The sequence below is a fragment of the Winogradskyella costae genome (assembly GCF_013403865.1).
GTDB lineage: Bacteria > Bacteroidota > Bacteroidia > Flavobacteriales > Flavobacteriaceae > Winogradskyella > Winogradskyella costae.
On sequence record NZ_JABFDK010000005.1, the window covers coordinates 23,928 to 49,099 of the forward strand.

At 33.6% G+C, this 25,172-nt stretch carries 22 protein-coding genes; 6 read left to right on the forward strand and 16 right to left on the reverse strand.

Annotated elements, in window-relative coordinates; translation table 11 throughout:
• Position 1: 1 nt before the first annotated feature.
• The 4 genes from HM986_RS11525 to HM986_RS11540 form a co-directional block, all read right to left on the reverse strand.
• The gene (locus HM986_RS11525; protein WP_179335247.1) at positions 2-502 is read right to left on the reverse strand and encodes a hypothetical protein; all 501 of its coding nucleotides are present in this window, start codon (positions 500-502) and stop codon (positions 2-4) included.
• Entirely contained in the window at positions 502-660 is a 159-nt protein-coding gene (locus tag HM986_RS11530; protein WP_179335248.1) for a DUF4177 domain-containing protein, read from the reverse strand. The genes HM986_RS11525 and HM986_RS11530 overlap by 1 nt, the downstream gene beginning before the upstream one ends.
• A gap of 4 nt (positions 661-664) precedes the next feature.
• Complete coding sequence (locus HM986_RS11535) at positions 665-1,525, reverse strand: SPFH domain-containing protein (RefSeq protein WP_179335249.1); 861 nt, start codon at positions 1,523-1,525, stop codon at positions 665-667.
• A gap of 372 nt (positions 1,526-1,897) precedes the next feature.
• Entirely contained in the window at positions 1,898-2,824 is a 927-nt protein-coding gene (locus HM986_RS11540; RefSeq protein WP_179335250.1) for an alpha/beta hydrolase family protein, read from the reverse strand.
• Positions 2,825-3,356: 532 nt separating this feature from the next.
• Between HM986_RS11540 and HM986_RS11545 the strand changes: the two genes are divergently transcribed.
• The gene (locus tag HM986_RS11545) at positions 3,357-4,037 is read left to right on the forward strand and encodes a M15 family metallopeptidase (protein ID WP_179335251.1); all 681 of its coding nucleotides are present in this window, start codon (positions 3,357-3,359) and stop codon (positions 4,035-4,037) included.
• A 1-nt stretch (position 4,038) separates the two neighbouring features.
• Here HM986_RS11545 and HM986_RS11550 read toward each other — a convergent pair whose 3' ends face one another.
• The 4 genes from HM986_RS11550 to HM986_RS11565 are packed head-to-tail and all read right to left on the reverse strand — an operon-like array spanning position 4,039 to position 7,909.
• Positions 4,039-5,214, reverse strand: coding sequence for an MFS transporter (locus HM986_RS11550; protein ID WP_218841432.1), 1,176 nt, complete (start codon positions 5,212-5,214; stop codon positions 4,039-4,041).
• A gap of 7 nt (positions 5,215-5,221) precedes the next feature.
• Complete coding sequence (locus HM986_RS11555) at positions 5,222-5,578, reverse strand: DoxX family protein (RefSeq protein ID WP_179335252.1); 357 nt, start codon at positions 5,576-5,578, stop codon at positions 5,222-5,224.
• Complete coding sequence (locus HM986_RS11560) at positions 5,571-6,548, reverse strand: hypothetical protein (protein WP_179335253.1); 978 nt, start codon at positions 6,546-6,548, stop codon at positions 5,571-5,573. The genes HM986_RS11555 and HM986_RS11560 overlap by 8 nt, the downstream gene beginning before the upstream one ends.
• Positions 6,549-6,592: 44 nt before the next feature.
• A complete protein-coding gene (locus HM986_RS11565; RefSeq protein WP_179335254.1) occupies positions 6,593-7,909 on the reverse strand; it encodes a hypothetical protein in 1,317 nt (438 codons plus the stop codon).
• A 217-nt stretch (positions 7,910-8,126) separates the two neighbouring features.
• Here HM986_RS11565 and HM986_RS11570 point away from each other — a divergent pair, with 217 nt between their 5' ends.
• The 4 genes from HM986_RS11570 to HM986_RS11585 are packed head-to-tail and all read left to right on the forward strand — an operon-like array spanning position 8,127 to position 11,047.
• Positions 8,127-8,744 (forward strand): RNA polymerase sigma factor, encoded by a 618-nt coding sequence (locus tag HM986_RS11570; RefSeq protein WP_246288499.1) that lies wholly within the window; start codon positions 8,127-8,129, stop codon positions 8,742-8,744.
• A complete protein-coding gene (locus HM986_RS11575; protein ID WP_179335255.1) occupies positions 8,728-9,249 on the forward strand; it encodes a hypothetical protein in 522 nt (173 codons plus the stop codon). Before HM986_RS11570 ends, HM986_RS11575 begins: the two co-directional genes overlap by 17 nt.
• On the forward strand, positions 9,233-10,405 hold the full coding sequence (locus tag HM986_RS11580) for a hypothetical protein (protein WP_179335256.1): 1,173 nt from the start codon (positions 9,233-9,235) through the stop codon (positions 10,403-10,405). Before HM986_RS11575 ends, HM986_RS11580 begins: the two co-directional genes overlap by 17 nt.
• A gap of 3 nt (positions 10,406-10,408) precedes the next feature.
• Positions 10,409-11,047 (forward strand): hypothetical protein, encoded by a 639-nt coding sequence (locus HM986_RS11585; RefSeq protein ID WP_179335257.1) that lies wholly within the window; start codon positions 10,409-10,411, stop codon positions 11,045-11,047.
• Positions 11,048-11,167: 120 nt separating this feature from the next.
• Here the strand turns inward: HM986_RS11585 and HM986_RS11590 are convergent, their stop codons facing one another.
• From HM986_RS11590 to HM986_RS11615, 6 genes are all read right to left on the reverse strand, one after another.
• Positions 11,168-12,403 carry a DEAD/DEAH box helicase gene (locus tag HM986_RS11590; RefSeq protein WP_179335258.1) on the reverse strand — a complete coding sequence of 412 codons (1,236 nt, stop codon included), beginning with the start codon at positions 12,401-12,403 and terminating at the stop codon, positions 11,168-11,170.
• Positions 12,404-12,683: 280 nt separating this feature from the next.
• A complete protein-coding gene (rlmF, locus tag HM986_RS11595; protein WP_179335259.1) occupies positions 12,684-13,640 on the reverse strand; it encodes a 23S rRNA (adenine(1618)-N(6))-methyltransferase RlmF in 957 nt (318 codons plus the stop codon).
• A 102-nt stretch (positions 13,641-13,742) separates the two neighbouring features.
• Entirely contained in the window at positions 13,743-14,426 is a 684-nt protein-coding gene (locus HM986_RS11600) for a DUF4377 domain-containing protein (protein ID WP_179335260.1), read from the reverse strand.
• Positions 14,427-14,519: 93 nt separating this feature from the next.
• The gene (locus HM986_RS11605) at positions 14,520-15,302 is read right to left on the reverse strand and encodes a class I SAM-dependent methyltransferase (RefSeq protein WP_179335261.1); all 783 of its coding nucleotides are present in this window, start codon (positions 15,300-15,302) and stop codon (positions 14,520-14,522) included.
• A gap of 12 nt (positions 15,303-15,314) precedes the next feature.
• Complete coding sequence (locus HM986_RS11610) at positions 15,315-18,767, reverse strand: pyruvate carboxylase (protein ID WP_179335262.1); 3,453 nt, start codon at positions 18,765-18,767, stop codon at positions 15,315-15,317.
• A gap of 205 nt (positions 18,768-18,972) precedes the next feature.
• Positions 18,973-19,608 (reverse strand): MOSC domain-containing protein, encoded by a 636-nt coding sequence (locus HM986_RS11615; protein ID WP_178984616.1) that lies wholly within the window; start codon positions 19,606-19,608, stop codon positions 18,973-18,975.
• Between the two features lie 218 nt (positions 19,609-19,826).
• On the opposite strand from HM986_RS11615, the gene HM986_RS11620 reads away from it, so the two are divergent.
• Positions 19,827-23,648 carry a beta strand repeat-containing protein gene (locus tag HM986_RS11620; RefSeq protein ID WP_179335263.1) on the forward strand — a complete coding sequence of 1,274 codons (3,822 nt, stop codon included), beginning with the start codon at positions 19,827-19,829 and terminating at the stop codon, positions 23,646-23,648.
• Between the two features lie 62 nt (positions 23,649-23,710).
• On the opposite strand, the gene HM986_RS11625 is transcribed toward HM986_RS11620, so the two are convergent.
• On the reverse strand, positions 23,711-24,256 hold the full coding sequence (locus HM986_RS11625) for a hypothetical protein (protein WP_179335264.1): 546 nt from the start codon (positions 24,254-24,256) through the stop codon (positions 23,711-23,713).
• Between the two features lie 214 nt (positions 24,257-24,470).
• Positions 24,471-24,962, reverse strand: coding sequence for a Crp/Fnr family transcriptional regulator (locus tag HM986_RS11630; protein WP_179335265.1), 492 nt, complete (start codon positions 24,960-24,962; stop codon positions 24,471-24,473).
• Between the last annotated feature and the right edge of the window lie 210 nt (positions 24,963-25,172).

Here is a 25,172-nt window from a genome sequence, read left to right on the forward strand (position 1 = left end):
ATTAATTTAATTTCGATTTATAAGTCGCTAACACGCTTGTAGCGTCGTCTTTCTTTTGTGTTCCGATTAGAAGTTTTTTTCCGTTTTTTAAGATCAACTGAATACCGATATCTCCAGAGACATTTACGGCTTTTCCTTTGGATTTATTCCAAAGAATACCTCCTTTTAATCCCCAACCTCCATATTCGCTTAAGGGGTCATAAGTTCTTAGATATGCCTCTTTTATTTCTGCCCATTTTAATAGTTGAAAACTCCAGTGAAATGGAAAAAACTTGTAATGAATTCCTTCTTCATCAATACGTGTTGTTAGTTTAAAGAAAAATATCAATCCTGTAGCTAATAGTACCGCAAGTATTAATCCAAATAATTCTAAAACAGAAGTTTTAGATGGATCCTCTAAATACTCCTTTACATAAACTGAAATAGGAACTATGGCAGTTACTATTAAAAGTACAATTACCCATACTTGGTTAAAGCGTTGTTCTTCTTTAAAGATTCTCATTATCTATTTTTATCGCGTTCAAAAACTACAGTTGCCCAATTAACGGCTATATTCTTAACGACCCATCCTTCTCGCGCATACTGATTAAGCAGATCTTCAAAATTTTGTATGCGATTTCTAAAACCTAGTTTAGGGGTTATTACTTTATATTCTTTCATTTTTTTAATGGTTTAAAGTGCCTGTATTTAATACTGGAGATGCATCCTTATCTCCACAGAGCACCACCATTAGATTACTAACCATTGCAGCTTTACGTTCTTCATCTAAATCTACAACATTTTTTTTGCTAAGTTGTTCTATAGCCATTTCTACCATACTTACGGCACCTTCTACGATTTTATGACGAGCAGCAACAATTGCTGTGGCTTGCTGACGCTTTAACATGGCGTTTGCTATTTCTTGTGCATACGCTAAGTAACCAATACGTGCTTCTAAAACTTCGATGCCCGCAATAGATAAACGTTCATCTATTTCTTTTTCTAGAGCATTGCTCACTTCATTAACACTAGAGCGTAAAGTAATATCTTCGTCTACACCTTCATCTGCAAAATTATCATAAGGATACATACTTGCTAATTTACGAACAGCTGCATCAGTTTGAACACGTACAAAATTTTCGTAATTATCTACATCGAACGCTGCTTTATAAGTATTATGAACACGCCAAACTAAGATGGTACTAATCATTATAGGGTTTCCTAATTTATCATTTACCTTAAGACGTTCGCTATCAAAGTTACTTGCTCTTAATGAAATTTTCTTTTTGGTAAAAAAGGGATTTACCCAATAAAAACCATTCTGCTTGATTGTTCCGACATATTTTCCAAATAAAAGTAAAACTCTAGAACCATTAGGTTGTACCATTAAAAATCCAAAGGCTAATATTAAAGCTGCTATAATACCAAGTGTAGACCAGCCTGTTTTTGTTATAAGAATAAGTGCTATACTACCAAAGAATAATATTAAAAATAAAAATAGCATTAGGTAGCCATTGGCTGGAACGATGATTTTTTCTTCTTTCATAAGTTTAGAATTTAGGTGGTTAATCACTTTTTTTTTATTCAATATGATATTAAAATGATATCATAAAGATATTGTTTAATATATAAGTGTGCAACTATTTCTTTTTGTTACACTTTTTTAAATAATAAAAGTAAAATTAAAGTTTGGCACGAGGTTTGCAACTTAGTAATTGTAATGATTATTACAGCTGTTATCAATAGGTAACGCAACTACAAAGTCGTAACATTACATTGGTTGGTTAGTTAGAAAAAGCATCTCGTGGTTGGGATGCTTTTCATTTTATTTAGGTGAGTTAAGTTAAAAAAGCATCTCGTTTCTGAAAATTATCAGTTGAGATGCTTTTTTTATGTTATGTAGAAAGAATAAAAAAGGTTAAGACTTCATAAATGCCGTTATGCTAGTTAGAAGTTTTGGAGAAATTGCTCTAAACGATTCGTTGTATGATTTTGAGTTTTCTAAATCTCCACCTTCAATTTCAAATAGTACGTGATTCATGTTTTCTATAAGTAATATTTCGGCTTTTTCATTGGCTTCTTTTAATACTTTGGCTTCATCCACTGAAACTTGAAGGTCTTTTGTGCCATTTATTATAAGGACTGGCATTTTTAATTCTTTAATAATTTCAGAAGGATTGTGAGATATCCAATTAATCATAAATGGTTGTAAGTCTATATTAAATATAGAAGCTAGAGCAATAGGATAATCTGTAGTGGTTTTACCCTCTTTTAAACTCGCTATAACCCTTTCGGTTTCTTTATTAAACATAGGGGCTGTTTTGGCTACTTGTTCTATAATAACGTCTCCGATATTGTTTCCGGCACCAGCAAGCGAAATAAAGCCATCAGCTTTATCTTTTGCAATTAACATACCAACTAAACTACCTTGGCTATGGCCAATGATATAAATCTTATTATACGTGCCTTTCTCTTTAAAGTAATCCAAAACAGCTGAGGCATCACTAACAAAGTCATCAAACATCATGTTTTTATCGACGTTGTTTTCACGAATTTGTTTTACGATACGTTTATCATATCTAAATGTTGCAATACCATTGTTTGTAAGTCCTTCTGCTAATTTTTTTAAGGAGTTGTTCTTAAGAAAGTTCTGATTGCCATTTCTATTAGTCGGACCAGAGCCTGCAATTATAATAGCTAAATCTGGCTTATCTGTAGTTGTAGGAATCAATAGTGTGCCATCTATCCATTTTGAGATTGATAATTCTTCTTCATTATAAGTTTTATCTTGGCAAAACCCTAAAGTGCTAATCAAACACAGAACGAGAATAAAATAGTATTTCATTTTTTTATTTTTTTACGAAGTATAAAGTTACTCCATATTGAATTGAATTCTACATTGTTTTAAATTTTATGCGAAATTTACTATGCTATTTAATAGAATTTGTTAAAGTTTAGTGTTGTATTTCATCGTTGAAATACAACATTTCGTCTGTAAATGTTAAAATTACATGCATTACATCGATTAAATGTGTTTTTAAGCGTTGTAATTCAAAATGAATTATATATTTGACTCGTACTAAGATTTAGTTTTTAGTTCAATGGATTAATTAATTAATATTTGCCTTGTGTTTTGTTGACTTAGAGACCCTAAATCTACTAGCATAAAAAAAGCAAATAAACGAAAACCGAGATTGAGGGATCTCGGTTTTTTGTTTTTGCAGCTTCAGTTACGTTCGGTCTCCACACGCACTAATAAGAATTCCTTATATCTCAAAAAAAATAGCCTTTTAGATTGATTTCACATTTGGTAACGTAAAATGTTGCTTCTCTAAAGTAAGTTTATACTGTATTTTTTATTAATTTAGTCCTTCGATATGAATTATAAAACACTTCTATATATAGGTAGTTTGATCCTTTTTACTTTAGGATTTCAAGAAAAGCAAACATTGCCAAATGGTTTTGTGTATGCTAAATCAGTGATTCCGGATTTAGATGTGGAGTTGAGATACTTCTCTCAAAATAATTTTGTTGGAGACACCATTGATGGTTATAAGGCAAATCGCTTAATCCTAACTAAAGGTACAGTTGAAAAATTAAAACTAGTGCAAGATGAGCTATACCAGCAAAATCTGTGTCTTAAGGTCTACGATGGATACCGACCACAACGTGCAGTGAATCATTTCATAACTTGGGCACGCAAGCTTAGCGATACCGTCAATAAAGCTGTTTTTTATCCTGAAGTCAAAAAGAAAAATCTGTTTAAATCTGGCTATATCGCAACGCGTTCTGGTCACAGTAGAGGAAGTACCATAGATCTAACTATTGCCGATGGTGAAACGGGAGAGCCTTTAGATATGGGGAGTCCTTATGACTTTTTTGGCGAAGCTTCTTGGATTGCTTACGCAGCTTTAACTGATGAGCAAAAGAAAAATAGACAGTTATTACAAACGGTTATGTTGAAACATAATTTTAGAAACTACTCAAAAGAATGGTGGCATTTTACATTGCGATGGGAGCCTTTTCCTAAGACTTATTTCGATTTTGAGGTAGAATAAATTAAGTCCGCTTTAAATATATTAATCCAATTATAGGACCCAATGCTAACACAACAAAAGCATAAGGTGCAAAAGCGATATCTGTTATTAAGTAATTCAATAATTGAATGCTAATAATTGTTAGGCTAAATCCAATACAATTTACAATAGTTAAGGCAGTTCCGATGGACTGTACTTCGCAATTTTGAGCAACCATGGTTGAGAATAAAGGGGAATCTGCTATAACTACCATGCCCCAAATTATAAGAAACATAATAAATATCGGAGTAGAACCAATCATAAAGAATAGTGGTGACACGACACAGCACAATCCGGATAGTGTTAAAGCCCAAACGGCAGTTTTTTTAACCCCAAATTTATGAGCTATAAAACCTCCTATAATACAAGATAGCGTTCCTGACGCTATGATGATAAAGGAAATTAAAGGAATATTTAAAGCAACATTATGAAGCTTTTGGTGCATCATTAATAAGATGGGCACAAAAGTCCAAAAAGCATATAGCTCCCACATATGTCCAAAATAACCAAATGCCGCAGATCGAAAATTAGAATTTTTAAAAACCTTTAAAATTTTAGATATATCAAATTTGGCAGCGCGTCTTTGATAAGGTCCATTGGGGACAAATATAACAATTAAAAAGCCGCCTAATAATGCTAGTGCGGAAGTCGCCCATATAACAGATTGCCATTTAAGATTAAATTCAAAAGACTGAATAAGATACGGGAAAGCTGTGCCTAAAACTAAGGCTGCAATTAAGAAACTTAGGGATTTTCCCAATCCTTTTTCAAAATAATCTGCAGCGATCTTCATGCCTACAGGATAAATACCTGCTAAACTAAAACCAGTGAGAAATCTAAATACCAATAGCGTAAAAATAGTATTACTAGAATACAAGATGCCGAGATTAAATACAGCCCCAAAAATAGCACAGATAAAGAATACACGAGACGGAGAAAACCGATCACTAAGTGTTAGAATTGCAAAAACAAATGTGCCTATAATAAACCCAAATTGCACAGAAGAACTCATATAGCCAAGTGACTCAGGACTAATATTAAAGAATGCAATTAAATCATTAACAACAGCGTTGCCTGCAAACCATAAGGAAGTACAACAAAATTGAGAAAAGATAATTATGGGGAGCACCCATTTTGAAATCGTAGTCTGATTTTTCAAAAGTAACTTAGTTTAGATAGATCCAAGCCCAATACATCAAACCAAATTGAAGAGGAAGACGTAGTAATAATAGCCATTTCGGAATACCTGCAGATGCTCTTTTACTAGAAAGCATATAAAAATGCACTAAAAGGAATACCGCTAGCATAGCAATAATACCATAAATAGAAATTGCTTTTAAAACAGGAACACATAAACCAATCCCTAATACGATTTCTGCAGTACCACTTAAATAAACCATTACTTTATGATTTGGAATATATTTTGGCATAATCCGCATATACATTTTGGGCTTTATGAAATGTATGAGCCCTGCAAATATGTACATTGCAGCCATGATATAAAGTCCCATAGGTTCATTCATCTTTATACGTTTTAAAGGTCAATCCAATACCATAGTTAAATAGATTTTTATCTAATAAGCTAGATTTAAATTGATTGCCATTATCAAATTTTACCCAATTATTTTCATTGATGAATACCCGTTTTATAAAAGTGTTTTTAGTTTCCATCTGATCAGTAAAAGGCAATAATGGTCTAAAATTGGTTGGTATTTTTACAACGTCTCCTTGTCTAGATTTAATTTCTTTATATTTTTTATTTGGTAATAATTTGCCTTCATCATTAGTGTAGCCTAATACCTGTAAGGATACAAAAAAACCATTTTCAGGAATGAAGAGATTATAATCTTCAACATTTAAAGTGTAAACATCCCCATCTTTTTCAGTGGCTCTAAAGACAGTCGTTTCATAAGTTAAAACCTTACCAGGCTTCCCTTTTTCATTTTCGTAAAATTTCACCTTAAATAAGGTTGAGAACTTTTTTTTGTCACTATTAGAGCGGTTTCTTTGTTTCCAATCTTTTGATTCTAAGGCTATAGGGAATAGTACTTCAGAAAGTTGTTGATCTTTGTTTGTGGTTTTAGAAAAATAAACAGCAATCTCAGATTCTATCGTTGGTAACCAACAATTATAATAGTCATCATCTAAATAGGGTTTCAGTTCTTCTTCTTTAAATTTTCGATCTATTTTATTCGCAATTATAACGGCATCTAATTGATGTGCTTCTGGTTGCATTAATAAATATTGCGGTAAATTGTTTGTTGCAACATTGAGGTCCTTAAAACCTAAAGCGGATATAAATAACGAATCTATATCTGGATATAATTTTTTAGTAAACATAAATTGACCTTCATCATCCGCAAAAAGGCCATTACCATTTCCAAAGGATATAGTGGCATAACTAACAGGATAGGTTGTGATACTATCTTTAATTGTGATTTGGGCAAATGTGATTTGTCCAATAAATAATAGACTAAATAAAATTTTATACATGGTTAAGTTTATAGATTCTAAAGATACATTATTTATACAGTATGTTAATTTGGATAATACCAAAACGGTATAGAAGCTTCAATTTTAGATATTGTATCTGATTCTTTTAGTTCTCTTCGTTTTACATAAAGCATGTGTTTACCTTCTTCTATGTTTTTAATACCTATATAAGTTTCGAACCCATTTTGCTTTTTTATAGTTTTACCAAGGACAAAATCAGTTATATAAAGTGTAGAATCAATTTCAATAGAATAGATTGAATTAAAAGTGGCTAAATAGTCACTTTTTAATGAATTATTATTGGAGCCAGAATTCATGGAACCTATTTCTGATGTAATACCTCTAGTATCTTCTTCAACTTTTAAGCTTGGGTTGAAGAGGTAAATTTCATCTTCTATATATTTATCAAAAGCTATAAAAACTTTAACGTACGGATCGCTTATAACTTTACTATTAATAGCAATATTTTTAATAAAATCAGATTCCTCAACTAACATATCTTCGTAATTTAAAGAATTAGAAATGTTATTACTCGAGTCCTCAATAAAATTAAAATAATTAGATTGATTGTAATATAAAGAAGTCATCCATATCAATAAAATATAAATAGGAACTAAAAAAAGACTCAGGCGTTTTCCAAATTTATTGTCTAGAAAATTATAAATTAATGGTCGATATAAAAAGGAAAGTGTGATAATGCTAAAAACCCAGTAGAAAGGAAAATATACTTTGCTAAGCCATTTTTTCTTTTTTAAATAACCGAGCGTAATAAAGTCAATAAAAGTTAGTAGCATACCAATAACTACAAATGCTAAAAGTATAATACCAACGTACGTAGAAAAATCACGAAAGGTATGACCATTAAAAAACACTGAAATTATTGTAGCAATTGATCCTATGATTAGAACAAGAGCGAGTAAATAAAAGATGAGTAAAAACGTGATTGCGAAAATGATGCTACAGTAGTCTTCTAATCTTGCAATATACCTATCAAACGAGCCTACTTTTATTTTTAGATAATTGCTAAATCGTTTGGTGTAATTTAAAGTGTCGTATTCAATGTCTCCAGAAACATACCGCAATCCTAAGGCACCAATCCATAAGCCTCGTAAAAGCACATGGAGGAGTAAGTTGAAAATTAATATGGAACACGCAGAAAGAGCAAGAATTAAAATCAACGTAAAAAACAGATTATTATCGTTTTGAGACTGGTGATAGGCCATTTTCATTTCTAAAGCTGGATAGGCTGAGAATAGTCCAAAAATAGCAAAACCAGAAATCAGCAATTCTAATTGCCAGCTTTCTTCTTGTAATCGATCTAATAATTTTTTAAACGCAGGTTTCTTGTAATCGTCGCTCATCTTTATATTGGTAGATTGAAATTCAGGTTAAATTTAGACATATTCAATTAAAATCAATCTTTTTTATCCTATTTTGAAACCCTTTCCAAATTCCATCGTTTTTATAATAGAACTCATCTTGATTTTTTATTTTAAGCCGAAAATGAGAAGAAATTTATTCAGACGAGTCTATTTATGAAAGAGATAGCATAGCTACGCGTAAAAAAATAGATGAAGAATGTGTGAATTTCGGACATTTTTTGGAAATAGAAAAAGTCAATATGAGTTCTTAAAACCGCTAACCAACCCAATGCAGAAATTAGAGACTAAACTTATTAAGCTTTGCAAAAAAGGAAATCAAGTTGCGCAAATGCAAGTTTATGATAAGTATAGTCAAGCTATGTTCACCATTGCCTGTCGATATCTAAGTGAAGAAGATGCAAAAGATGCGATGCAAGAAGGCTTTTTAAAAGCCTTTAGACATATTGATAGTTATAAACCCGAAGCCACTTTTGGAGCTTGGTTAAAGCGTATTATCATTAACCAGTGTTTGGACGTTTTAAAGAAAAATAAATTAGAGTTTGAAGCGGTTGAGGTGTCAGAACTACAAATTACAAATGAAGATGATTGGCAATTTGATATTTCAATTACGAAACAAGATATTTTATTTGCCATTGAGCAGATTAAAGAAAAACATAGAATTGTAGTAAAGCTTTATTTATTGGAAGGCTATGATCATGAAGAGATTTCAGAGATTTTAGAAATTCCCGTAAAAACATCTCGAACACATTTAAGACGCGGAAAATTAAAATTACAAGACCTATTAAAACAAAAGTACAATGAAGCAAGATATTAGAAACCTATTTAATGAGGAAGATGATTTAAAAACGCTTCCGGAAAACCATAGAAGTGAATTTGCAGATAAACTTAAGAAGCAATCCAAACCAAAACCAAGTCCTTATGCTTGGTTAAGTGCTGCAGCTATTTTAATTATTGCATTAACTATAGGGTTTAATGTTATGGAAATGGAATCAAAACCAGATCTCAATCAAGTGTCACCAATTATAGCACAAGTTGAAGCTGTTGAAGCAGCATATCTTAAAGATATTGAAACCGAATGGCAGAGTTTTATAGCTATCGCAGACGACTCTGTTTTGGTAGAACGTTTCAGAAAAAAGCTGAAAGATTTAGATGAAGATTACCAAGCTATTTCTGTTCAGTTTAAAGAGGATTCTAATAATATTTTAGTCATTGAAGCACTCGTTGAAAATCTTCAAACGCGACTTCAAATTTTAAAAGACATTCAAAAGCACATCAACATATTAAATCAAAAAAACGAACAGTATGAAAACACCATTTAAACTTTTAGCCCTGATGCTCATCACATCAGTTATGCTAAATGCACAGCAACACAAGATTCATACGGAGTCTTTTACGGCCGATAGAAATACCACAGCCATTTTTAATTTAGATAACATTACAGTTGCGTTGGAGGAGTCTACAGATGGAAAACTCCATGTGGATTATATTATGGAATTTGATGGGTATTCTAAGACGGAAATCAATACGTTTTTAGAAGAAATTAAAGTAGAGGTCGGTAAATTTGATAATCATATTACGCTTAGTGCTAGTAGTAAAAATAAAATTTCAATCGAAACTTATGAATTTAAAACAACAGATGCTATTACTGTAAACCAATCATTTTTTGAGTCTAAAAAGGATTCTGTCAGTCGTAAATCATTAGACACATTACGTTTAGAAATAGAACAGAATAATCACAGTATACAAGGTAATTCTTTGAAATATATTAACGATCGTTTTAAAAAAGTCGACAAAAATGGTAAGGTGACTAATTTTAAAAAAGGAGGTATAAAAATGATGAGAAGTCGTTTTACAATTAAAATTCCACCGTATTTAAAATTAACAGTTAATGCGAAAGAATCAGGATTATACATAAGACAACATCTAAGAAATGAATTGACAGGAACGCTAATTGGTGGGACTTTAAAAACCAAAGAAATCTCAAATCCCTATAATAAGCTTAAAATCGAGAATGCAACAATGGAAGCCTTAGCGATCGATGGCGGTGATTTTGAATTTATTAATTTAAAAAACAGTAAAATAGGAAGTATTCAAAATACTAAAATTACATCAGAATTCTCAAAGCTTGAAATAGGAGAAATTCAAAAGAATGTGACAATAACGGACTTTAATAGTGAGTATTATTTTTATAATTGGGCTAAAGATTTTAAGCGTTTTAATCTGTATTCAGAATATTCTAAGATACATTTCTTTTATCCCAAATTAGATTATAGTTTTAAAGTGATAGGTAATAACACTAAGAATTTTATTGGTAAATATAAAATTGAAATGCAGCCTACCAAGAAAGGGGAGAAGTTTAATATGATGGAACGAAAATCACAAGGGAATGGTGAGTTTTCAGGTGAAATTTTCTTTGATATTATACATGGTATTATATATTCTTACGACGATTCATTCAAAAAAACAAACAATTAATTTATGAAGAGAATTCTAATTATGGCTGCTGCATTAAATTGTTTCAGTGGGTTGCTAGCACAACAAAAAGAAGCTGATTCTAAAACGGATTCAGATTTAAAAATGACAACTGAATATGCATCAGATATTGAAGAGATAAGTGATCTTTTAAGTTTTGAAGGCATTGATTATATGAAGTTGAAATTTTCAGGAGAACAACTTAAAGGGAAAAGTTATCAGCTCTCAGTCAAGGAAATTTGGGACGGTAAAATAGTGTCTGATACCACAGTTATTGATAGTAAGAGTATAGGTGTTAAACAGTTTGAAACGTTGAGTGATACCGTTTTTAAAATGAAAGTGATATCAAAACGAACCAATGATAACCAACTAAAAATGACTTTTAAATTTCCTAGGTTTAGTATCACTAAAAAATATGATGCTATCGACTCTGATAATTACAGTTTAAGAAATCTAGTAGACGAAAGTAACTTAGAAATAGGCTATGATAAGTCATTCTATTTGTTAGCTTATATTATACCTTACGAAAGAGAAGATGGTTCATTATCGTGGTGCGATGTTGGTACCTCTGGAGATAAGGTTGAAGAATGGGGAGAGAAGTTCGGCATAAAACATTATCTGCTTTTCGAAATAAAATTTGAGTAATTTCATTATGATATAAACAAAAAGCACTTAGGTTAACTAAGTGCTTTTTTGTTTTTTTGCCAACAGCCAACAGCCAACAGCCAACAGCCAACAGCCAACAGCCAACAGCCAACAGCTATTCTAATACCAACGTTTCTTCTTCTTCTTAGAAGCTTCACTTTTTCTCCCTTTTTTATACTTACTTCCTTGTCTTTTGTGCACAATAGGTTCTGCTTTAGGATCCAAAGGATAAGGATGTTCCGTTTCTACCGGAATCTGAACATTAATAGCTTGTTGTATCTTTTTTACATAATTTTTCTCATCGGCAGAACATAGGGAATACGCATTACCTGTATGTCCGGCTCTACCAGTTCTACCAATTCTATGGACATACGTTTCAGGTATGCCTGGCATATCAAAATTAAGAACGTTATCTAGCTCGTTAATATCAATACCACGTGCTGCAACATCTGTTGCAATAAGGATTTTAACGTAACCGTTTTTAAATTTATTTAAAGCCGTCTGTCTTTCACTTTGTGGTTTATCACCATGAATACTATTTACAGAGAACCCATTTTTTAATAAGGTTTCTTCAAGCTTATCCACACCATTTCTAGTGCGTCTAAAAATAAGAACATTACCTTCTATAGTGTTACGCATTAAATGTAAACACAATTCAATTTTATTTTGCTTAGGAACATAGTACAAGGTCTGACTCACATTTTTAGTGACAGATTTTGTTGGCGTCACATCAATACGTTCAGGATCTTTTAGTAACGTATTTGCTAATTCTTCAATTTTATAAGGAATCGTTGCTGAGAACAATAAGGTCTGTTTGTCTTCAGGGCAAAGACGTTCAATCTTTTTAACGTCATCGATAAAGCCCATGGCAAGCATTAAATCGGCTTCATCTAAAACTAGAGTTTCAATGAAATCGAGATTTATATAATCTTGTTTATGTAAATCGAGTAAACGACCAGGTGTAGCCACTAAAATATCTATACCTTTCTTTAAAACATCAATTTGTGGTTCTATAGATGCACCACCAAAAACCACCAAAGATTTCAACGTTGTAAACTCAGCATAAGTCTTAAAGTTCTTTTGAATCTGAATGGCTAATTCTCTCGTCGGACTTATTATCAGCGCTCTTATCTTTTTACCCTTTTTTGGTGCGTCTTGTTTATCGTACAATTTTTGTAAAATAGGTAATGCAAAAGCAGCTGTTTTTCCGGTTCCAGTTTGTGCAGAGACAATAACATCTTTACCTTCTATAATAAAAGGAATAGCACGCTGTTGTACCAAGGTTGGTTCAACATAACCTGAAGCTTCAACAGCTTTAAGTATCGGTTTTATTAAGCTTAAGTCTTTAAATGACATATGATTTTGTATTTATTAAGTTTGTCATTCCTGCGAGAGCAGGAATCCACTTTGTTAATCGTAGATTGTAGATTCCTGCCTTCGCAGGAATGGCAAATAAGGTAACAAAGGTAGAATAATTGTTAATTCAAACTTTGATATAAAAATATTAAAATTACAAACCACGTCAGTTCGAGTGATTTGTGTAGTATGAGCAAATAGTATCGAGAACTATACAAATTCAATGACATCTCAATAAATTCCAACAAAAAGTGGAATACTTAAAATGAAGAAAACGGTTCTACCAACGTTCCTTTATCCAGTCCTTTTGTTCTTGTTCTGTTAAAAAGGTCCATGCGATAAATCTACTGATTTTATGACCTTGGCCCATTTCAATTGTTTTTACAACAGTGGCATTTACTTTTTCTAAAACTTTATAAGTTGGTTTTAGCGTCACTTCTTTCGAAATTAAACTTGTAAACCAAAAACATTGTTTGCCAAAATGCTTGCTTTCATAAATCATGTCTTTTACAAAACGTGCTTCACCACCTTTGGTCCATAATTCGTTATGTTGTCCGCCAAAATTTAAAAGCGATTTATTAGGTCTTTTCCCTTTAAGATTCCTTTGTTTTTTTAGACTTGCTTTTTGAGCATCTTCTGCTGACGCATGAAACGGTGGATTACAAATAGAGAAATCTACTTTTTCTTCAGGTTTTAAAATGTCATAAAAAAAGTTGTTCGCTTTGTCTTGACGTCTAATTTCTAGAGTAGATCTTAAGTCATAATTTTTCTGTTCAATTTCTTTAGCAGATATAATAGCGGCTTCATCGGTATCACTTCCTATAAATGACCATCCATATTCATGATGACCAATAATAGGGTAAATACAATTGGCACCCACACCAATATCAATACCTTTAATATGATTTCCTTTAGGAATAACACTGCCTTCACCTTTTAAAAGGTCGGCAATATTATGAATGTAATCTGCTCTTCCTGGAATTGGAGGACATAAATAATGCTCAGGAATATCCCAGTAGTCTAATCCGTAATGGTGAATTAGTAAAGCCTTGTTCAATGCTTTTACAGCAGCAGGATTAAAAAAATCGATGGAATCGTCACCGTATTTATTAGGTGCAACATAAGGACTTAATTTTGGTGAACTTTTTATAAGTGCATCAAAATTGTAGCGTGATCTATGTTGATTTCTTGGGTGAAGTTCAGATTTTACTTCGGGATGTGATTTTTTCTTTTCCAATACTTAATAATTTATGGTGGCAAAGATAGTGGAAAAGAAATTGGGTTATTGAGACCTTAGCCTAAATAACCCAATTCATTTTGTATAATAATAACGATGAAATTAATCTACTTTTTTGAAACGTAGAATTTCATCACTAGCTTCATTGTAAAAGGATAAGGTTAGTCCTTCTTTTTTATAAGTTGAAATACTGTTAAATGCTTTATCAAAACGATCTGGAATCAACATATCCATACACATTTTTCGGGTTGAAGCCATAGCACCAAATTCAATAGCATCAGAAGTGATATTTTTTATTTGTCCACTGTAACTATTGCAACCATTAGTGCCAAATGCGCGCATTTCTGTTGTGTTGATTTCAAGTGTTGGAATATTGTTATTCGCGATTTCAATAGGGTCTCCACTAATATGTGTTGCCGCCCAAATATCGTGAATCTCTAATTTAGGATCTTGTTTTTTCTCTATCACGTTTACAAGATCGTATTGAATGGAAGCGGCATCAGCAGGCACATTTTCTGAGTTTAATGCGGTCTCAGTTACTTCAATTTTTTGTAAGTAACCAGGTTCAAAAGTAAAACCATTTATAGGTGCATAAAAGTTAGACCAGTCTGCATTGTCGTAATCGTCTGCTTTGGTTACTTGCAAGCATGTTGTTTTTCCTGCGCCAGCATCACAATCAACTTTAGAGCTATTTACCCAATAGGTGGATGTCGTCTTTTTTGAAGATCCACAAGAAGATAAAACTGTAGCTAGTATAATAATTGGAAGGTTTTTTAATAGTTTCATTGTTATGATTTAGTTGTTCAGACTATGAATTTCAAAAGTCTTGCCAAATGGGTTTCATAAAATGTTAAAAAAATATTAGAATGCGTTTTTACCTTAATTTCCAGCAATAATGAAGAGATAATCACCTAAGTCATTTTCATAAGACTTCATTACATCATTGATTTTTTTGTCATCAATATCGTTTTTCAATGTTGCTAAGCCAAGTTCTATCTCCTCCATGTTAGTTAAATCACTAAAAGAAGAAATGCCATGTCTTAAGCTGTCGTCAAAATATACTTCTGGATTAAGTTTGCCACAGTAAAAAAAATGATCTTCTAAATCGGGTTGAATAGTGTATGAATCCGTTTTTATAATTTTAAATCCTGAATAACTAATAGCCTTTTCAACGCGCTCCAAAGTTGGCATCTGTGCAATTAAATCTTCCATCATTTTTGGGAAATAATGATTTAACCAGTAGCCTTTCATTTGTTCTGGAGTAGAAGTGAAGATTACAATTTTACCTTGAGGTTTTAAAACATATGCTAATTCCGAAAACGCTTGCATTAGGTTAGACCATTGATGAATAGTTAAGGTTGAAAAAATACCATCAACACTATTTTGTGGTAAGTACGTTCTCTCTGCTAAGCCAATTTTCCATGATATATTTCTGTTCTTAGATAGTGCTTGTTTTAGCATCTCAATAGACGGATCCATACCAACACATTGAAATCCTTTGTCATAAAGTGCATTTGTATAATTGCCCGTTCCGCAACCAATATCTAAATACAGACCTTCTTTTTTAGGATTAAGATGTTTAATGAGTTGTTCGGTTAAATACGGATCTGCTTGATGGGTTTGGTTATAGTTGATTCCTATTTGGTTGCATATTGTTGACATAAATCTATTTTCTCACTCAAAGGTAACAATCAAATCATCTTGTTTTACCATGCTACCTTCAGATAAAGTCACTGATTTTATTTTTCCAGATTTATGTGCGGTAACGGTTGTTTCCATTTTCATGGCTTCAATCACAAATAATGGATCATTTTCTTTAACAGTTGTACCTTTCTTCACTAAAACTTTGTATAACGAACCCTGTAATGGTGCACCAATTTGGTTCGTATCTTCTTTATCAATTTTTACGTTTTCAACCTTTTTTATATTTAAAGAGGTGTCAAAAATTTCAACAAATCGGTTTTCACCGTTTACTTTAAAAAATACAGTTCTTACACCAGCATCATTAGGAATACTAACCGATAGTAACTTTACAATAATTGTTTTTCCTGGTTCTAAAGTGATATTCGTTTCTTCTTGAAGCTTCATACCAAAAAAGAAATCTTTTGTTGGGATGAGTGCTATATTTCCATATGTCTTATAATTTTCATGGGCACTTTCAAATACTTTTGGATATAACATATAGGAAAGAAAATCTTCCATTTCAATAGGTCTTGTAAACCCTTGTTGGAATTTCTTTTTAAAAGCAGCAAATTCTTTTGTGAAATCTACAGGTTTTAAATGCGCATTTGGGCGATCGGTATAGGCTTCCTTATTTCGTAGTATAATTTTTTGAAGTTCCTTAGGAAAACCTCCAACAGGTTGTCCTAAATCTCCTTTGAAGAAATTGATTACTGATTCTGGAAACGAAATACTGTCTCCGCGTTCCATCACGTCTTCAGGTGTTAAATTGTTAGTCACCATAAAAATCGCCATATCACCAACGACTTTAGAACTTGGTGTGACTTTGATGAGGTTTCCAAACATCATGTTGACTTTCGCATACATTTTCTTAACGTCATCAAAGCGATCTCCTAAACCTAAAGCAATGGCTTGAGGTCGTAAATTTGAATATTGACCGCCAGGAATTTCATGTTGATATACTTCTGCCGTTCCTGCTTTTAATCCCGATTCAAATGGGTAATACATTTCGCGTGTATCTTCCCAATAATTTGAAAATTGATTCAATGTTGTCATATCAAAATCGTGAGCGCGATCTTGACCTTTCATCATTTCTACAACAGCATTAAAATTAGGTTGTGATGTTAAGCCAGAAAGTCCACCCAATGCCACATCAACTACATCAACTCCGGCTTCAATAGCTTTTAAATAGGTAGCAGTTTGTAATGAAGAGGTATCGTGTGTATGCAACTGCACAGGAATATTCACGGTGTCTTTTAATGCACCAACCAATTCGGTAGCTGCATACGGTTTTAGTAAACCAGCCATATCCTTAATTGCAATCATATGTGCACCTGCATTTTCTAAATCTTTAGCGAGTTGTGTATAATAGTTGAGGTTGTATTTGGTTTGCTTTGGGTCCAAAATATCGCCTGTATAACTAATGGCAGCTTGCGCGATGCCACCTGTTTTATCACGAACATAATTAATACTAGGTTCCATCGCTTTTACCCAATTCAGTGAGTCAAAAATTCTAAAAATATCAACTCCGTTTTCCCAAGATTTTTCAACAAATTTTTCAATTAAATTATCCGGATAAGCTTTATAACCCACAGCATTTGAACCTCGCAGCAACATTTGGAATAAAATGTTAGGCACCGCCTTCCGTAATTCTCGTAACCGTGTCCAAGGACTTTCGTGTAAAAAGCGCATGCAAACATCAAAGGTTGCACCTCCCCAAACTTCCATACTGAAGGTATTAGGATGGTTTTTTGCGAAACTTTCTGCCACTTTAAGCATATCGTAACTTCTCATACGCGTGGCTAAAAGTGATTGATGTGCATCGCGCATCGTTGTATCAGTGTAATGTATTTTAGTATCGTCTTTCAACCATTCGCAAAAAGCTTCAGGACCCAGTTCTGTTAATAGATCTTTGGTGCCTTTTGGAAACGCCTCAGAGCGATTGTATTTAGGAACTTTAGCCGTTCTGAAAATTTTGGTCTGATCAATATTTTTAACATCAGAATTGCCATTAACAATAACTTCGGCTAAGAAATTGACGGCTTTCGTCGTTCTATCTTGAGGTAATTTTATTTCGAATAAAGCAGGAGTATTCTGAATAAAATTGACAGTAACTTTTCCATCTTTAAACGTATCATGTTGAATCACATTTTGAAGAAAATGAATATTAGTTTTAACACCTCTAATTCGGAATTCTTTTAAAGCACGTGTCATTTTCCGAACGGCTCCATCGAGTGTTCTTCCGTGGGCTGATACTTTAACTAACATAGAATCGAAAAACGGACTCACATTATAACCTTGGTAAATACTACCGGCATCCAAACGGATTCCCATTCCGGAAGCACTGCGGTACGTGGTAATGTTTCCGTAGTCTGGTGTGAAATTATTTTCAGGATCTTCGGTTGTTAATCTACATTGTAATGCAAAACCGTAGGTTTCTAAAGAGTCTTGTTCGTATATTTTTATCTGTTTATCAGAAAGTTTATAACCTCCAGCAATAAATATTTGTGTTTTTACCAAGTCGATTCCAGTAACCATTTCCGTAACGGTATGTTCTACTTGAATTCGAGGATTAACTTCGATGAAATAGATATTGTCTTGTTCGTCGATTAGAAATTCAACAGTTCCGATGTTATTGTAATTGACTTCAGACGTAATAGCAACGGCATATTTGTAAAGCGCATCTTTTACACTTTGAGAAACATTGTAAGAAGGAGCAACTTCAACTACTTTTTGGTGTCGACGCTGCACGGAACAATCGCGCTCAAACAAATGACGAATATTACCATGTCGGTCAGCTACAATTTGTACTTCAATATGTTTTGGGTTTTCAACATATTTTTCTAAAAACATCGTGTCATCACCAAAAGCATTCAGAGATTCGTTTCTCGCGGAATCAAAATTTTGCTCTAAATCTTTATCATTTCTCACCACACGCATGCCACGTCCACCTCCGCCAGAAGCGGCTTTTAGCATTAACGGATAACCAATGGTATTGGCTTCAGAAAGCGCGATTTTTAAAGATGTTAAGCTTTTTTTATTGCTTTCAATAATAGGAACGTTACACTTTACTGCGATTTTCTTGGCTGTAATTTTATCACCCAAAGCATCCATAACTTCAGGGTCTGGACCAATAAAAATGATATCATTTTCGGCACAACGTCTTGCAAATTCTGAATTTTCAGATAAGAAACCATAACCTGGATGAATGGCATCAACATTCTTTTCTTTGGCCAAAGCCACAATTTCTTCAATATCGAGATACGGCTTTAAAGGATCATTATCTTCTCCAATTTGATAGGATTCATCAGCTTTATTTCTGTGTTGTGAATACCGGTCTTCATATGTGTAAACCGCAACTGTTGCAATATTAAGTTCTGTGCATGCTCTTAAGACACGGATTGCAATTTCACTTCGATTGGCAACTAGAATTTTTTTGATTTTCATAATTGGAAGGATATCTTTATTTGATTTGTATTCAGACCATGTAAAGGTATTAAAAGATTAACTACAACGTTTGCGCAAAAATGATATTATTTAACGCTATTCAGATTTTTAAAGGCTTATGGCAGATTCATAGCCTTATTGAAAACTAATTTCAACCTGATATTTTTCTCTCATGTGAGACGGTTTTGAAATTTTGATTTTAATGTTATCGTGCAAAAAACTTTAAGCGTTTTCTGAAGCGTTTTGGTAAAGCATCATTATCTAAAAGTAAGTCAATATGCATTATATTTTTGTGTTCTGCATAGAGTAATTGAAACAATTGAAAAATAGAAATACTATCTTTTCCGCGTTCTTGCAATTCAAAAGTATCTCCAACTTTGACGTCTCCTTCTTTTAAAACTTTGACGTAAGCACCAGAGTAACCATGGGTAATAAATTGTTGTAGAACAATATCGGAACCAAACTTATGCGCGAATTTAAAACAAGGTTCTCTCGGTTGTGTAATTTGTACTAAGGAGTTTCCTAGTTTGTAGGTGTCTCCAATAAAAAGTTGTCGTTCATCTAAGCCTTCAACGGTTAAGTTTTCTCCTAACATACCAAACGTCCAGTCTAAATGTGGATATAAATCTTTCCAATATGGATACTGATTTGCAGAAAATAAATAACAAGCCTTAAATTCTCCTCCATGTACCTTTCGGTCTGAAACTTCATCTCCTTTCACATCTTCTTTTCCTAAAAATATTGGAGTATCCGTAGGTTTTTTATAGATACCTGTAGTGATTTCTTTTCCATTCCATAGGAATTTGGTGGGTTGTGCAATATTCGTTGAGATAATTTTCATCCTTTAAAAGTATAAAAAAAATAGTCACTTAGAAGGATGTTTTAAAATGGGTATTTTAATTGTACATACGTTCTGTCAAATTATATAAATCTTGTTAATTATGTTAATAAAATGTTAAAGCAAATAAATTTTAAAACCCACTCATAGATAATCTCGTAGGTATTTGTGCTTTCCAAAATGGAAGTGTTTTTAACCAGTTTAATCAAATACTAATCAACATGAAAAACAAAATTACTTACGTTATTGCAGCAGCAATGACATTATTTATTTCGACAAGTGCATTTGCTCAAGTCGTAACAAGCGGAGCAGATGATGGAACAGACGGAACACTGCGAAATGAAATTGCAGATACACCAATTGGTGGCATAATTACTTTTGACCTCTCAGTGACAACAGTAACATTAAATAGTGAACTTCTTATTGATAAAGATTTAATTATTAGCGGGAATTCAATAACTCCAATAACTATTGACGCTAGCAGTAATGGAAGAATATTTAATATCAGCTCAGGAGTAGTTGTATTAAACGACTTAGCTTTAATTAATGGTTTAGAGGTTGATGGAGGAGCTATGTATATTTCTAATGCCCTTGTCACAATTAACGACTCTTCAATAACAGGAAATACAGCTAACGGAGCCTCTGGTTCTGGTGGTGGAATTTTTAATGATGTAGGTGGAGTTCTAGTCGTTAATAATTCTGAAATTTCAAACAATACAGCAAATAGAGCAGGTGGAGGTATAGAGGATAATTCTGGAGCAGGATTAGCAATCACATTATTAAATGTCGCTTTAAATGATAACAATGCAGGTGTCGCACCTGCCACTGCAGCTCCAGGAAACGGAGGTGGATTACATATTACTGGTGCCGGAAGTGCGATTGTTACTGGAGGTACAGTTTCTGGAAATGTAGCCGGTAAAGAAGGTGGTGGCCTATGGAATGGTAGTGGTGTTTTAGATGTGGTTGACGTAACGATAACAGAAAACTCAGCTGTAGGTGATGCTACAGGTGGAGGTGGTATTTATAACAATGGTAACGGAACTATAAATATTTCAGCAGGAACAATATTATCAGGCAATATCGCTTCAGGAGCAACACCTGGAGGACGTGGTGGTGCTATTTTTAATAATACAGATGGGGTTCTAAATCTAGCAAATGGATTGGCAATTACAGGAAACTACGCCAGTAGAGCAGGTGGTGCCATTGAAGATAACTCTAATGGTAATTTAATTTTATCAGGTGTTACACTTACAGGAAACGCTGCAGGTGTAGATATTGGATTAGGAAATGCAATTACACCAAATCCTGGAAATGGTGGTGCTGTACATTTATCTGGTACAACAAATGCAACAATTTCTGGGTTTTCAACAGTTTCTAATAATTATGCAGCTAAAGAAGGCGGTGGATTATGGAATAACTTAGGAACTATGGACGTAAGCTTAACATTTTTGGATGCTAACATAGCGTCAGGAGATGAGGCAACTGATGGTGGTGGTGCTATTTTTAATAATGGTGGAACTTTAGTTGTTGGAAATGCAGCAGCAATAACAAATAATATCGCAGATGGAACTTCTGGTTCTGGTGGTGGAATTTTAAGTACAGATGGTGCTGTTACAATTACAGATGCTGTTTTGGCTTTTAATCAATCTAATCGAGCAGGTGGTGCTATTGAAATTATAGATGGTTCTATTGATTTCTCAGGAAACTACAATGTTAGTGGTAACAATACAGGTGTTGCGCCAGCAGTAGCAAGTCCAGGAAATGGAGGTGCACTTCATATTAGTGGATCAGGAACAGCAACACTAACAGGTGGTACAATGAATGATAATGTAGCTGCTAGAGAAGGTGGTGCATTATGGAACAGCACAGCGACAATGACCGTTGATGGTACAATGATTAGTGGAAATATAGCAAGTGGTCCAGCAGCAGATGATGGTGGTGCCGGAATTTTTAATAATGGTGGAACTTTATTCGTTCAAAACAATACAACAATAAGCAATAACAGCGCAGATGGAGCTTCGGGTTCTGGAGGTGGTATATTAACTATTGGTGGTGATGTTACTGTAACGAGTTCGAGAATTACAATGAATCAGGCTAATAGAGCAGGTGGAGGTATTGAACATGCAGGTGGAACTTTAAATCTTATAGATACAACTTTAGATATGAATAATGCAGGAGTTTCTCCGGCAATGGCTGCTCCAGGATCTGGTGGTGGACTTCATGTATCTGGTGCTGCGACAACGAACATTACAGGTGGTACAACAAATAGTAATATAGCCGCTAATGAAGGTGGTGGTTTATGGAATGGATCAGGAATCATGACTATTGTAGATCATACCGTAGACGGAAATACAGCCTCAGGAAATGATGCAATGACTGCAGGTGCTGCTGGTGGAGGCGGAATTTATAATGAAGGAGGAACACTTGATATTTCAGGAATGACTGAAATTACAAATAATATAGCTGATGGAGCACAATCTACTGGTGGCGGAATTTTAAACGCCGCAGGTACTTTGATGGCGAACGGAATTACAATCGCTTTTAATGAATCGAATAGAGCAGGTGGTGGTATTGAAACTAATGGAAGTGGACCAGTACTATTGACTGATGTTAGTTTGAATAATAATATAACAGGAGTTGTAACTGGTACAGGAGCACCTGGAAATGGCGGTGGACTTCACGTCAGTGGAGATAGCAGTGTTGATGTTGTAGGTGGAACTGTAAATGGAAATAGTGCTGCTCGTGAAGGTGGTGGTTTATGGAATGGTTCAGGAATAATGACAACTGACAATGTACTAGTAGATTCTAATAATGCTTTAGGAGGAGGAGCTGATGATGGAGGTGCAGGAATCTTCAATAATGGAGGAACATTAAATATTACCAATGGTAGTATAATTTCTAATAATATGGCAACAGGAGCTTCTGCATCTGGTGGTGGATTATTGAGCACGGCTGGAGATGTTACTGTTATGGATTCGACATTTGATGGTAATGCAGCTAACAGAGCAGGTGGTGCTATTGAACTGATTGATGGGAACTTGATGTTTTCAAATTCAACAATGTCTAATAATGATGTCAACGGCTTAGCAGGAACTGCTGCGCCAGGAAATGGTGGAGGCTTTCATGTAACAGGAATGTCAGGAATGATTACCATTTCTACAAGTACAATTACAGGAAACGCTGCTGCTAATGAAGGTGGTGGATTATGGAATCAAGGTGGCACAACAATGAGTGTTTTGATGTCTACAATAGATAATAATACAGCTGCTGAAGGTGGTGGAATTTATAACAACACAGGATCAATGACGTCTGTAATGACGAGTACTATTTCAGGAAATACAGCATCAGTTTCTGGTGGTGGATTAACAAATAATGGTGCAAGTTTAGACCTAAATGCGGTAACGGTTGCCATGAATTCAACTGATGGAATTGGTGGCGGTATCGATGCGGTTAACACCGTTTCTTTAAAGAATACAATTGTAGCTTTAAATACAGCGACTACCGGAACTGATGTATCTGGACTATTAACGTCAAATGATTTTAATTTAATTGGAACAGATGATTTGTCAGTATTTATAGCTCAGATAAATGATCTTGAAGGCGTAGATCCTTTATTAGGTCCATTACAAGACAATGGAGGAGTAACATTAACACACCTGTTATTAAATAACTCTCCAGCTTATGATGCTGGTGATGCAACGGATACTTTTGTAGATCAAATTGGTCAGATGGTATTTGGTAGTGCTAGAGATATGGGATCTGTAGAAGCGCAAGTCGCTTTATCAGTAGATGATTTTAATGCTGCTTCAGTTTTAAATCTTTATCCAAATCCAACAAAAGGACAATTTAATATTGTGATTGATAATTCGGTGTCGGGTGAAATAAAAGCTGAGGTTACTGCGTTATCTGGTAGAATCGTAAAGCAAGTTAAGATAGTGAATGGAACAAATTCCATAGACATTGGAGGGATGTCTGCTGGAGTTTATATTGTTAATGTATTTACAGAACAAGGAAGAGTATCACATAAGCTGATTTTGGATTAATAGTAATTACTTAATAATTAAAAAGACCATCGGAAGATGGTCTTTTTTTGTTTTTACTATTTTTATTTGAGAGCGAACCAAAACGGTAATACATTGGTTTTAAGTTTTTGGAACGCTTCAGGTAAATCAGTTAAAGGTTCCTCGGTAAACGTGAAGGGTTGATCAGCTTCAAAATTCCAGTACGGTTCTTCTAATATACCATCCGTAGATTTTGTATGTGATTTTGGGAAGTTCGTCATAGAGAACGTTCCGTCATTATTCATATCGATACCAAAGACTTTTAAATCTTTTAAGGTTGAATACGTTAGGCTCAGTTTTAAATGAAGCGATTTATGATCATCAGACTTATAGAATTCCTTCTCTTTTACGGAGAAGTTTTTAAGTTCAGAGCTCCATGACTGATTAGGGTGTACAAACTTTGACAGTTCATTTTGAATATTTAAACTATCACTTTCAGTTTTAATAAAAGTAACTAAGTTTTCTTGGCGGATTACAATCGTTTTTTCTTGAGGGTTTACGGTAACTGTTGTCTTTTCTGAAATGATGTTACTTTGATGAACACCGAAAAAAGTACCTACTACAAAGAATAGTATTTTAATTTCTTCCATGGGCTAATTTAAATAAAAAATCATTCTCTATAATCAGTATTAGGAATTTGAATATTGGTTAAAAAAAAAAGCGCAAGTTGTACAACTTGCGCTTTTTAGCTATTAATCCTTAGGGGGAATAAATTAGCACAATTAGTTAGGGATTTGTACTGCAGCAAAATTATAAGATTTTAAGCTCCTAAAAATTGATGTATGTTAAGAAATGATACAAAGCTTAAGAATTATATAATTCTTTTTTTATCCTGCTTAAACTTTCTGTAGTGATACCTAAATATGATGAAATATGATAATTTTTTAATTTTTTCACAATATGTTGATGGGTAATTAGGAATATAAGGTATCTCTCCTTGGCGGATTGGGATAAACTTACTAGTATTCTTTTTTGAAAAGCGGCAAAAGCAACCTCTAATTTCTTTCTGATAAAAGTTTCGGTTTGAGGAAATGCTGAGTATAAATATTCTTTGTCAGCACTAGAGATTGCGTACACTGTAGCATCTTCAATGACTTCAAGGTTCATGATGGCTTTTGAAGTAGAAAAATAGGCTGTAAAATCAGTGATCCACCAATCTTTTATCCCAAATTGAACGGTATGTTCTTTTCCTGAGCCATCCATGTAATACGTTCTTAAGCAACCATCATGGATGTAATACATGTCATCAACAACACTATGCGCTTTAAATATATGAGTTCCTTTTTTGAACTCCATTTTTTTAAATACGCTTGAAATCATGTTTAGCTCTTCATCTGAAAATGAGAGTCCTTTAAATATTTGCTTAATTATCGATTTGTTGTTTAGCACTTAAAATTTATGTTAGTGCTGTAATGTATGTAAATACTTTTTAATGAGTGGTTTATATTCGGTACTCTATTTAAAAAAATGTTGATGCGGTTTTTTATGTAGGAAAAAAGCACTTTT